Raw genomic sequence first — 11954 nt, 5'->3', positions numbered from 1 at the left:
CCGGGCGAGAGATCACCGTTGTTTCCCGGCATCTGAATCCCGTGCATGTTGTCGGCGGGGGCAATCGCCGTGTCGGCGTCGGCAAACACATAAAGTTCACCGCCTCTGGCCCGCACCTCCTGCATGTTGCTCTTTAATTTTTCAATGAGCTCGTCATTGGGCGCAATCGTCACCACGGGCATGTTTTCATCCACAAGCGCCAAAGGCCCGTGCTTTAATTCCCCGGCCGGGTAGGCTTCAGCGTGGATATAGCTGATTTCCTTGAGTTTCAGTGCCCCCTCAAGCGCAATCGGATAGTGCATGCCGCGTCCCAGAAAAAGCGCGTGCTCCTTGCGGGCAAACCGTTCGGCCCAGGCGATGATCTGGGGTTCCAGCGCAAGCACTGCGGTAAGCGCCGTTGGAATATGCCGCAAACGGTTTAAAGCGTCGGCCTCAGCCTCTGCAGTCAGCCTTCCCCTGATCTTGGCAAAGACCAGCGTAAGGAGGTAAAGCGCCGTCAATTGTGTTGTAAAGGCCTTGGTGCTTGCCACCCCGATTTCGACACCCGCGCGCGTGATGTAGTGCAGACGGCTTTCGCGCACCAGGGCGCTTTGCGCCACGTTGCAGATCGTGAGCGTCTTGTCCATGCCGCGGCTCTGCGCAAATTTGAGCGCCGAAATCGTATCCGCGGTTTCGCCCGACTGCGAAATCGTCACCACAAGCGTCTCCGGATCCGTCACGGGCGTGCGGTAGCGGTATTCACTGGCCACTTCCGCGTCGCAGGCGATGCCCGCCACCGACTCCAGCCAGTACTTGGCGGTAAGCGCCGCGTAGTAGCTCGTTCCGCAGGCAAGCATCAGAATGCGCTTGACGCCCGGGAAAACCTCTGCCGCCTGACGGCCGAAAATCGTGGGCGTGATGCCTTCCACGCCTTCGAGCGTGTCGGCAATTGCGCGGGGCTGCTCAAAGATTTCCTTCTGCATGTAGTGGCGGTAGGGTCCGAGCTCTGCCGCACCCGAATACGTCTGCACCCGCATGGGCTTGCGGCAAACAGCCGAATAGTCCGTCCCTTTGTGCGAAAAAATCCGGACGTTTCCAAGCGTCACGTCAGCCACATCACCGTCTTCAAGGAAAATGATGTTGTCGGTGACGCCTGCCAGAGCCATTGCGTCGCTAGCCACGAAATTTCCGGTCTCACTTAACCCCACCACCAGGGGCGACCCCTGACGCGCCGCCACAATGCGCTGCGGTTCATTGAGCGCAAAAACGGCGATGGCGTATGCTCCGCGCACGCGGTTTAAAGCCTTTTGCACGGCCGCAAGAAGGTCTCCCTCGTAGTAGGAATTCACAAGGTGCGCGAGCACCTCCGTATCCGTCTGACTCGTAAAGACCACGCCTTTGGCCTGCAGTTCATCGTGCAGTTCGGCAAAATTTTCAATGATGCCGTTATGCACGAGCGCAATGCGCCCGCCTGCAATATGCGGGTGCGCGTTTTCCACAACAGGTTTGCCGTGCGTGGCCCAGCGGGTGTGGGCAATACCGATCGTGCCGTCGATTTTCTCGTTTTCGACCTGCTCAATGAGTTCATGCACACGCTGCACGGAGCGCGCACGACGGATTCTTCCGTCTTCAATCACCGCAACGCCGCAGCTGTCGTAGCCGCGGTACTCAAGACGCCTTAAGCCCTCCAAAAGGACGGGCATGATTCTGCCGGTACTGACTCCGGCCACAATTCCGCACATAGATCTCTCCCTGAGCGTGTGTCCGGTTCTGTTACTTCGCCTCAGCCTTTTTGGGGCGTTCCCACCCTTCCACCGTTTTCTGATGCACCCGCGAGAGCGTGAGCTTACCTTCGGGCGCATCGTGCGTGAGCGTGGTCCCCGCGCCGAGCGTTGCACCGGCGCCCACCGTCACGGGAGCCACAAGCTGCGTATCTGACCCGATAAAGGCATCGTCTCCGATCACGGTACGGTATTTGTTGACGCCGTCATAGTTGCAGGTGATGGTGCCCGCGCCGATATTGACGCGCGCGCCGACGGTTGTATCTCCGATGTAGGAGAGGTGGTTGATCTTGCTTTCAGCGGCAACGTCAGACTTTTTCAGTTCCACAAAGTTGCCGATATGCACGTTTTGGGCCAATTTGGTCAGCGGTCGCAGACGGGCGTAGGGCCCCACTTTGCTGCCCGCGCCCACCTCGGCGCCGTCAATGTGCGTAAAGGGTTCAATCCGTACGTCATCGGCAATCACCGCATTACGGATTACGCAGTAAGGTCCCACATGCACGCGGTTGCCGAGCCTGACGTTGCCTTCAAAGACGCAGCCCACATCAATCACCACGTCTTCGCCGCAGGTGAGTTCCCCACGCACGTCAAGGCGCGAGGGGTCAATCACCGTCACGCCGGCATCGGTAAGCTGCTCTGCCCTGTAGTCCTGCCAGATCCCCTCAAGGCGTGCAAGCTGCGTCTTGGAATTCACCCCCTCGACTTCAAAACTTCTTCTCGGGCGGGCCGAGCTGATGCGCACGCCGTCACGGACCGCAAGGCCGATAACATCAGTGAGATAGTACTCAGACTGCGCGTTGGCGGGCTTTAATTCCGAAAGCCAGCCCGCAAGGCGCGCAGTGGGCAGCAGCATGATCCCTGTGTTGATTTCACGAATCTGTTTCTGGCCTTCGGTGGCGTCCTTTTGCTCAACAATTGCCACAATGCGGCCCCTTTGGCGCAGAATCCGCCCGTAACCGGTGGGGTTACGCAGCACAGCCGTCAAAAGCGCCATGCCGTCACCGGCGGCGTCTCTCAGACGCGCAATGGTTTCGGGCTGAATCAGCGGCACGTCACCCAAAAGCACCAGGGTCATCTCTGCGGCCGGATCCAGAAGCGGCAGCGCCTGCTGCAGAGCGTGTCCGGTCCCGAGCTGCGGCTGCTGCAGAGCAAACGACACGGCGGGGAAGTCCGTTAAAGAGGCCTTTACCTCATCGGCGCCGTGACCGATCACAACCACCGTGCGGCTCACATCGGGCAGCGCCTGCACGGTCTTCAGAACATGATGAATCATCGGGGAGCCGGCAATCGGCTGAAGCACCTTCGGCAGCGACGAATGCATCCGTTTACCGAGTCCCGCGGCAAGAACAACAACGTTAATCACAATACGATTCCTTTTAGTGGTTTTACGCCCTTTGTCTGACAGAAAGTTCGGGCGGTTTTAAGCATTTAACCGATTAATTGTACCGAGGGACGGCAGAGGCGGACAGCGTCCGGCAAAGGCATGAAAAAAGGCGGTCACCCCGGTTGTCGGGATAACCGCCTTCTGCCTCAGACCGGCTTAAACCGGATTATTTCCAAAATGCGAGCAGAACATTCATGATGATGAGGGCAAACACGGCGTTGAGGATGGAGTTGACCATCAGCATCGGCCAGTAACGCTTCGGGCAGTCAGCCACACCCAAAAGACGCCCCATGTACTGAATCTGGGACGCCATCAGGAAGATGGCGGGCAGCAGAATCGTCACGTCGTGCGGCGTGATGTGTCCGCTCGCGAGAAGGCTCACGGCAACGCCGGTACCAGCAGAAGCCGACAGCCAGGCCGTGAGCAACACCGTGATCGATTCACCGGAAAGGCCAAAAAGCCCCATGATGCCCGCGCAGTGCGTGCCGAGAAAATCCAGTACGCCGAGCAAACCCAAAATGTGCGCAAGCACAAAGGCCATCAGCACGTTGGGCAGCAGATTGTTGATGGCGACACCGAACCCCTTGCGGGCGCCGGTAATGAAGATATCCAGAGGATTGCCGCTTTGCTTGGCGGTTTTCACAGCCTGTTCACTCATGACTGAAAATCCTTCCTGTAAACGGTATTAAGCAGAATGCGGACAAGCACAGCACCCACAAACTTCAGAATAAACATCACAATAAGCGGAATCACAACCGGCACCAGGCAGGCCGCAAACAAGGCCGAACCGATGGCAAAGTAGTTGTTGATGAGCCCTGCGCCCGAATACTGCCAGGCGCACATCACGACCAGGTCTTTTTTCGTAATCTGCCCCTGATCGGCAAGACCCTTGGTAAGAGCAGCACCCGCGTCCGTACTCTGCAGGTCGGTAATGAGGGCAAGGCCCGTGCGGCCCGGAATACCGAGAATCGGGTACAGAAGCGGTGTCATCAGTTTCTGAGCGGCACGGATGGCGCCGTAGTACGTGACAATTTCAAGAATCCCCAGAGCAAGCATCACGGTGGGCACAAGCGACAGGGCAAACAGAAAGCCCGAGCGTGCGCCGATACCGCCGGAACCGACAAAAGTCTTGCCGCTGATCTGACCGAAGGCACCCGCAAGCGTGGTGAAGTCAAGTGCTCCGAGCCACTTGTAGCCGTCAATCTTGTAAAAAATACCGGAGAAGAAAACCAAAGCGGCCAAAAGTGCGATGTAGGCACCCGGGCCGACCTTCTCTTCCTCTACCGTGTCCTGTGTTTTGTCTTCTGACATTACATGACCTCAGCAGGTATGCTATTGAAGTGTCAGATTGTAACAATCTTGACTCAAACGCCCCTAAGGTAAACTGCCTAAAACCATGCATTCACAAGGATTTTGGCTCTTCGTGCATAGTTGTGGGTAAAAAAATCAAGCAACTACACTGGAAAGCTGTTGTTTAGCGGGCTTTCCGGAGACAGCATGGTTTGGCAAAGGGATCACCAAATTTGAGCAGCATAAAAGCACCATTGCCTTGAGATTTTCAACATTACGAAACCGGCAACGGCAACGGTATCCCCAGGTGGCGTAAACCTTGACCACTGCAGATTTTGTACCGTCAGTTTCGTGGAAGAATTCGATGTCCTCGACGACGGTGCCTTTGACATTGAGAAGATGCTTGAATAAAGTGGTGTCCAGAGCCATTTCGGTCCTTATTTTGTGAGTGTAGACAGCCACAACTTTAAAGACTGTGAATGGCTTTTTTGTTAATGAAATCTGAAGAAAGGCCGGCAGTCGTGCTGCTCGCCCTGCCTATTCGGCGGCTCTCTCCGTCTTTGTTAACAGGCTCTCGTTGCCCAAATTCGGGGGACTAACTACCCACACATATGCCCGAAGAATCAGGATTCTGTTTTCGGACAGAAAAACCCGCCGCCCGAAAGTGTTTCAGGCAGCGTTCATCCGACAACAGTTAAGCAACCGGCACCGTGATGGCCTGCCAGCGGCGGTAGCGGGCATTGCTGCGGGTGGGCAGAAGGCTCCCGCCGACCATGCCGGCCGCCGCAGCGATAAAGCCGCCCAACACCGAGGGGAAAACTTCACCCAGAGGTGTGGCCGAAAGCGTGATCCAAACGGCGCCGCCCACGAGGATGGAAAGCCACGCGCCCTGCGCAGTCGCACGCTTCCAGTACAGGCCGCACACCAGGGGCCAGAACGCACCCACGACCGGGAACTGATAGGCCATCGCCACCATGTCGTAAATCGCCGTCCCTTCAAACCAGAGGCTGTAGGTGAGCACCGCCACGGCAAAAACCGTCAGCGTGGCGCGCATGCAGGTGAGTTCTTTATCCGGCGAAATCCGCACAAAGCCCTTCAGGATGTTCTGCACGAAGGTGGTCGACGGCGCAAGCATCGTGGCCGAAGCCGTTGACATCACGGCAGACAAAACGGCGCCGAAAAAGAGCACGCGCAGCCACCCGGGCATGTAGTCCTTCACCAGCGTGGGAAGCAGTCTCTGAGGATCCGTCTTTAAAAGCATTTCCCCCACGCCCGGCATCGCCAGAACCGCTGCGCAGACGATAAACATCGGCACAAAGGCAAAGACGATGTAAAAGGCGCCTCCCATTGCCGCACCGCGCGCCGCGGTACCGGCGCTTTTTGCGCTCATCACGCGCTGAAAAACGTCCTGCTGCGGGATGGAGCCGATCATCATCGTAATGGCGGCAGAGATCCAGAAAAGCCAGCCGCTTACGCTCATCTCGGGCCAGGGATTAAAAAGATCCCGGCTTTCGGCAAAGTCGATGACCTTCGTAAAGCCCCCTGCCATATCACCCGCACAAAACGCGATTGCCGCAAGGCCGAGCACAATGATGAGCATCTGAAAGAAGTCCGTGAACGCCACAGACCACATACCGCCGTAGACCGTATAAAAAAGCACGACAAAGGTGCCGATGGTCATGCCGAGCGAGACGCTCACCGCGCCTTCGGTGATGAGGTTTAACACGAGCCCGAGGGCCGCGACCTGCGCTCCCACCCAGCCGAGGTAGGACACGATGATGAAAATCGAGCAGGCAAGTTCGATCTTTCTGCCGTAACGGCGACGGTAAAAGTCGCTGATGGTGAGAAGATCCATCTTGTAGAGCTTGCGGGCAAAAAACATGCCCACAAGGATGAGCGCCATGCCTGAGCCGAAAGGCTCTTCGATGACACCTGAGATGCCGCCCTCAATAAAACGTCCGGGAAGACCGAGCACGGTCTCACTGCCGAACCAGGTGGCAAAAGTAGCCGTAATCACCATAGCAAGCGGTAAAGACCGTCCTGCCAAAGCATAATCGGCGGTATTGCGTACGCGGCGAGCCGCCCACAACCCGATTCCGACCGAAACCAGCATGTACATGCAGACCAGTACGATCAGCTGCGTCATCGCACCTCTCCTTAAAAAAGCGTAACGACGAAGGGTTTAAAAAAAAGAAAAACCAAATCTTGGCCGGGAGACACATCCGTCACTCAAAAAGACGGTACCGCACCGGTGTTCCCGCGGAGGGCGCAGTTTGCACAAGTTCCGCGTAAATAAAAAGCCCTGCGCATAAATATTTCGTCAGAAAGTCCTTTTCTTTGATCTCGATGAAACACATGCCTCATTGAAGGCCCCTGAAAGTAAGTGATATCCCTTGCCTGCATCATTTTTGGTACAGCCTGCGGCTGCCGACAAAAAGGCCGCTGTTGTCATACAAAAACAACAGCGGCCCTTGTCCGTTATGCCTGAGATGCGTTAAGCAGCCGGCACGGGATCCTGAACCTGCTCGATGCCGGCAAGCAGCCAGCCTTCGGTTTCGTTAAGCGGACGCGTGAGAATCCAGCGTTCATGCACGGTCTCAAACTCACCGTCAAACTTCATGGCGCCCGTGAAATCAACCACCGCCACATAATCATTCTGCTCGGTGGCGATACCGAGAAGCTTCGCGGTGAGGTCCACGATCTCAGAGGTCTGATTCGTGTTGCCGCGTTCGCGCAGCTGGTGCGTGACGGCGATAAAGAGGTCGTTGGTCGTGAAGTCGCTGATCTCCACCACGTTGCCCGTATCCCAGGCCTTCTGCAGTTTGGCGAAGTTTTCCTTGGCGACCTTTTCAAAGGAAGCCGTGTCAAAGCCTTCGGGGATGGAGAGCTCACCGTTGGCAACCGCTGCGGTGGTGGCAAACGTATCCATCACGCTGCCGGGCGTTGCGCCCGCGGCAGCGGCGGATGCAGCTGCGGCAGGAGTCGGCGCAGGCTGCTGAGCCGGGGTCTGCTGCGCGGTCTGCGCGGCAGAACTCATGCGCGAAAGAATGCTTTCCTCAGGACGCTGAGCGGCGGCACCCGCCCCCTGTGCTCCGGCCGCCCGCATCTTTTTGGCAAGGAAAAAGCCCATGGCGAAGCGGAACACGAAGTACAGAACAACCGCGAGCAGAATCATCATCAGAATCTGCACCATGCCTTCACCGAGCCCGAGGGCGCTGGCCAAAGCGGCAATACCGAGCGCAGCAGCCGCGCCCATGAGCATGCCCTTCCAGGGCGAGGCGGATTTGGCAGCAGCCGCAGCACCTGCGGCGGGATTGGCCTGCTGGCGGTTAAAGTTCTGAGCAGGGTTGGCGGCCGGGGCCTTCTGGCTGAGTGCCGGAACCGGGGCCTGACGTCCGAAACTGCTGCCGCCGCCGAAACGCTTGGCGGCATCCGCCTGGGGCATGGTCATCACAATCATCAGACCGATTGCAAAAACTGCCAAAAGTTTTTTCATGTTCTCTCTCTTTTTCCTTCAGGGAAGTATGTCCGCCGGAACTATCCGTGCGGCTTTTCTAATAATCTCACAATATTGTACAAAGCGGGCTTTCGTGAATCTGAGCTCACGCGCTGATTTGTATAAGTTCTTTTCAGACAAAAGCCCGGACGGACCGGGCTTTGCGCTGCTTCTCCGCTTTTTTACTGCGGTTTGACGCCGACGTGAAGGGCACATACGCCGAACGTAAAGTTCTTCCAGTACACGCCGGTCAGTCCCGCTTCGCGCATCATCTGCGCAAGCGTTGCCTGATCCGGGTGCATGCGGATGGATTCGGCCAGATAACGGTAACTCTCTCTGTCACCGGCGATCTTGGAGCCAAGCCACGGCATATAAACAAAGGAGTAGAGGTCATAAATCGGCTTCACGATTTTGTAGCAGTGCGAAAACTCAAGCACCACCACGCGGCCGCCCGGGCGTACCACACGGCACATTTCCCGCAGAGCCCGGTCCTTGTGCGTCATGTTTCTTAAGCCGAAAGAGACCGTTGCCGCATCAAACGTATTGTCCTCAAAGGGCAGCGCCTCACAGTCACAGACCGCCACACGGGCCTTCGTTCCTGTTTTCTGCAGCCGCTTGTAGCCTTCGGAGAGCATCGCCCGGTTGATGTCGGTTGCCCAGACTTCCCCGGTTTGCCCGACCTTACCGGCAAACGCGATCGCAAGATCACAGGTACCCGAAGCGATATCGAGGACTTTGCCGCCCTCAGAGAGCCCGGCCGCGGCAATCGCCGCCCGCTTCCAAAGTCTGTGCATTCCGAAACTCAGCAGATCATTCATCAGATCGTACTTCGAGGCCACGGAATCAAAGACCTTTTCCACATTGCGGGCTTTGTCGCTTTCACGCACAGCGCTGTAGCCGAAATGCGTCATGCCGTCTTTTTGCTGCGGCTCCTGCGGTTTACCGTTGTTTGTCATTTGTCTTGGATCTTCTGAAACTGTTGTCGGGGGAGGTATCAAACGTCAGGCATGCCCGTGGCACTGATGCGCTTTTTTTGCCTGCTCTTCACGGGCAATCTCGGCTGCTGTTGCCGGATCCTCGGGATCACGGCTGAAACCGGACGCCGCGATTTTTCTCAGATACTCATCCCAAAGCAGGTTCTGGTTTTTCCCGAGTTCATCGAAATACTCCCAGCTGTAGATGCCGGAATCGTGGCCGTCGGAAAAGCGAAAGCGCAGCGCATAACTGCCCACGGCATCGGCCCCTTCAATCATGACATTCTGTTTGCCGATCTGCAGCTTGGCTTCATTGGGCGTATGCCCCTGCACTTCTGCCGACGGAGAAAACACGCGCAGAAACTCGTAGGAAAAAGAGTAGCTGCTGCCGTTGTCAAACGTAATGTCAAATCGCCTGCTCTTACTGTGCAGAGACATATCGGTAGGAATCAGCATGTCCGGCCATCCTGGAATAAAAAAGAAAAAGCGGCCGTGTTTTTCACACGTGCCGCCTCTGTATTCTGGTGCCGCCGGCGGGAATCGAACCCACATCACAACCTTCGGAGGGTCGTATTCTATCCATTGAAATACGGCGACGGACTGTTGATTATAGCCTGAGAACGCCTCAGACTTCCTGCGGGTCCACCTCAATCTGCCAGGAAATACCGCTCTCAGGCACCACGGCGGCCTTCCAGGCATTTAAAAACCGGTGAAGATCGGTGCGGCTGTCGGCTTCCACCAAAAGCTGCGCGCGCTCGGTATCCATAAACCGCATCAGAGACATCGGTACCGGGTCGTAGACAAAAACCGTGTCTCCGGCCAGATCCGCCGCCAGGGCTGCCGCTCTCTGCAAAAATCCCACGGCCCTCTCCAATGTCTGCGCTTCGGCGCGCATAAGCGCCTGGAAAACAAAAGGCGGCGCATGCATTTCCCGGCGCTCTCCGAGCGCCCGGCCGGCAAACATCTCATAGCTTTGAGCTGCCAGAGCCGCAAAGACCGGATGCTCAGGAAACCGGGTCTGCACCACGATTTCGCCGGTCGTATCCCCCCGCCCGGCGCGGCCCGCCACCTGCATGAGGGTGGCAAAAAGCCGTTCCTCGGCACGGATATCGGGACTCACGAGCTGCGCGTCGGCGTTTAAGACAACCACCAGACTCACATGCTGAAAGTCATGCCCCTTGGCAATCATCTGGGTGCCGACCACAATATCGACTTCCCGGGCATGCACCTTTTTAAAGGCCGCCTCAGCCTCACCCTTGGCGCGCACGCTGTCACGGTCAATGCGCAGAAGCCTCGCCTGGGGCCAAAGCTTTTCAATACCCTCTTCAATTTTCTGGGTCCCTGTGCCGACCGCTTCAAGTTCGGCGTTTCCGCAACAGGGGCAGTACTGCGGCACCTCATAGGTCGTGCCGCAGTGATGACACACAAGTTTTTTCTCAGCTTTATGGAAAACCGTAAACCCCGAGCAGTGCCGGCAGCGGCTCACCCAGCCGCAGGCCGTGCAAGTTAAAACCGGCGCATAGCCGCGGCGGTTCACAAAGATAAGGACTTGCTCTTTTCTTTCAAGCGCCTCATCAATCTTTTGCCTGACGGAGGCCGTGAAAATGTCAAACTTTTCATGCCGCGTATCTGAGAGCGTGAGTTTAGGAAGTTGCGCGGCCGCCACGGCGCGGTGATCGAGCCTTAACAGCCGGTATTTTCCTTCCTCAGCCCGTGCCCATGTCTCAAGCGAAGGTGTGGCCGAACCCAGCACGCAGCTCACCGACAGCATCTGAGCGCGTTTCACAGCCAGATCGCGCGCTGAATAATGCAGGCCGTCGCCCGCCTTATAACTTGTGTCATGCTCTTCGTCGACAATCAGAAGGGCAATCTTCTGAAAGCTCGCAAAAACCGCCATCCGGGTTCCCACAAGAACACGGGCCCGCCCTTCGTGCACGGCAAGCCAGTTGGCGGCCCGCTGTTTTAGGGAGAGTTCCGAATGCAGCGTCACCACAGTCTCGTCGGTAAAGCGGGAACGCACCCTGTTTTCCAGCTGCGGGGTGAGGTTGATTTCAGGAACCAAGAGCAGAACCTGCGCCTGCGGGTCGCGTTTTAAGACCTCCTCCATGATGTGAAGATAGACCTCGGTCTTACCGGACCCGGTGACACCGAAAAGCAGAAACGGCTGAAAACCGTGACTGTCCAAAACAGCCTGTACCGCAGCGCGCTGATTTTCATTGAGTTGAGGCCTTGGTCCTGGTTTTACGCTGCGGGCTTTGACTTCCCGCAGGGACGCGACCGTAGCCGCATGGCGTACCCCCGGCACACGGCGCCAGAAAGGCGGCAGCGCCGGCAGCGCAGCCTCTCCCCAGCTTCCCATGTAGTAAGACGCCGCAAAACGAGTGAGATCGAGCCACTCTTCCGAAAGCGGCCGGGTCTCGGCCAGCAGCATCTGTACTGACCGGATCCTTGAATCCGCAAGAAGCGAGCGCGGTTCAAGCCCCGTGACAATGCCTGCGACCTTGCGCTTTTTCAGCGGAACGATCACACGGTCCCCCCGCACCAGGCTCATCGATTCCGGAATCCTGTAGTCCAGAACGGGCAGCGGTGCGTCAATGATGACTCGGGCATATTGGGAGGCGAGTTTCGCGTTCATAACAATAGAGACGGCAGAAGCAGAAGGGTTAACTGCTAGCCACGGATAATTTATCCAAAGCTGTCCATTTACGGAACAATGAGACGTGTAACCTCACCAACGGAGGTTGCGATGCAAAACTCCACAGCCTGCTCAGTATAGGACAACTTGCCGCTGTTTTAGGCGTCAGCGTGAGCACAGTACGCCGCTGGTGCCGTGAGGGGCGTCTGAAAGAACTTTGCGCACGGCAGGCAACCATCGCCACTTTGCTCACCTGAGTTTTAAAGCAGAAAATCGACAAAACCAGTAACCACAAGGTCTAACGGCTGGTTTTGATTATTTTCTTGTTGTACTTCTACCGCTGTCCCAGTTCACGGAGCATGGGTACGGCGGAGCGATTGGTGGGGAAGCGGGTGCCGAGGCAGGAGGCAAGTTC

General features: G+C 57.0%; 11 protein-coding genes and 1 tRNA gene. 1 reads left to right on the top strand and 11 read right to left on the bottom strand.

All coding sequences use genetic code 11. The annotated features are described in order from the left end of the window. From glmS to priA, 11 genes are all read right to left on the bottom strand, one after another. Positions 1-1721, bottom strand: a 1721-nt coding sequence (glmS, locus tag BQ7486_RS00725) for a glutamine--fructose-6-phosphate transaminase (isomerizing) (protein WP_074008595.1), incomplete at its 3' end; no start/stop codon positions are given. 31 nt (positions 1722-1752) lie between these two features. Beyond that, positions 1753-3123, bottom strand: coding sequence for a bifunctional UDP-N-acetylglucosamine diphosphorylase/glucosamine-1-phosphate N-acetyltransferase GlmU (glmU, locus tag BQ7486_RS00720; protein ID WP_143182980.1), 1371 nt, complete (start codon positions 3121-3123; stop codon positions 1753-1755). A gap of 187 nt (positions 3124-3310) precedes the next feature. Next, positions 3311-3802: a YjiG family protein gene (locus BQ7486_RS00715; RefSeq protein WP_022372650.1), complete on the bottom strand. Its 492-nt coding sequence runs from the start codon at positions 3800-3802 to the stop codon at positions 3311-3313. Next, the gene (locus BQ7486_RS00710) at positions 3799-4455 is read right to left on the bottom strand and encodes a nucleoside recognition domain-containing protein (RefSeq protein WP_022372649.1); all 657 of its coding nucleotides are present in this window, start codon (positions 4453-4455) and stop codon (positions 3799-3801) included. Before BQ7486_RS00710 ends, BQ7486_RS00715 begins: the two co-directional genes overlap by 4 nt. Positions 4456-4590: 135 nt before the next feature. Beyond that, positions 4591-4863, bottom strand: coding sequence for a hypothetical protein (locus BQ7486_RS11540; protein WP_143182979.1), 273 nt, complete (start codon positions 4861-4863; stop codon positions 4591-4593). A 265-nt stretch (positions 4864-5128) separates the two neighbouring features. After that, positions 5129-6580, bottom strand: a complete 1452-nt coding sequence (locus tag BQ7486_RS00705; RefSeq protein ID WP_074008594.1) for a high affinity choline transporter 1 — start codon at positions 6578-6580, stop codon at positions 5129-5131. 348 nt (positions 6581-6928) lie between these two features. Next, positions 6929-7930: a Tim44 domain-containing protein gene (locus BQ7486_RS00700; RefSeq protein ID WP_074008593.1), complete on the bottom strand. Its 1002-nt coding sequence runs from the start codon at positions 7928-7930 to the stop codon at positions 6929-6931. Positions 7931-8112: 182 nt separating this feature from the next. Beyond that, positions 8113-8886 (bottom strand): bifunctional demethylmenaquinone methyltransferase/2-methoxy-6-polyprenyl-1,4-benzoquinol methylase UbiE, encoded by a 774-nt coding sequence (gene ubiE / locus BQ7486_RS00690; protein ID WP_022373448.1) that lies wholly within the window; start codon positions 8884-8886, stop codon positions 8113-8115. 45 nt (positions 8887-8931) lie between these two features. Then, entirely contained in the window at positions 8932-9360 is a 429-nt protein-coding gene (locus tag BQ7486_RS00685; RefSeq protein ID WP_022373449.1) for a gamma-butyrobetaine hydroxylase family protein, read from the bottom strand. A 66-nt stretch (positions 9361-9426) separates the two neighbouring features. After that, positions 9427-9501: transfer RNA gene (locus tag BQ7486_RS00680), tRNA-Arg, on the bottom strand. A 28-nt stretch (positions 9502-9529) separates the two neighbouring features. Further along, positions 9530-11539: a replication restart helicase PriA gene (gene priA, locus BQ7486_RS00675; protein WP_074008591.1), complete on the bottom strand. Its 2010-nt coding sequence runs from the start codon at positions 11537-11539 to the stop codon at positions 9530-9532. 32 nt (positions 11540-11571) lie between these two features. On the opposite strand from priA, the gene BQ7486_RS12440 reads away from it, so the two are divergent. Continuing rightward, positions 11572-11796, top strand: coding sequence for a helix-turn-helix domain-containing protein (locus BQ7486_RS12440; RefSeq protein ID WP_084765509.1), 225 nt, complete (start codon positions 11572-11574; stop codon positions 11794-11796). Positions 11797-11954: the final 158 nt, after the last annotated feature.

The organism is Duodenibacillus massiliensis (genome assembly GCF_900128485.1).
GTDB classification, from domain to species: domain Bacteria; phylum Pseudomonadota; class Gammaproteobacteria; order Burkholderiales; family Burkholderiaceae_F; genus Duodenibacillus; species Duodenibacillus massiliensis.
Note: the sequence above shows the minus strand (reverse complement) of the source record. Positions and strands in the feature narration are given on the sequence as shown.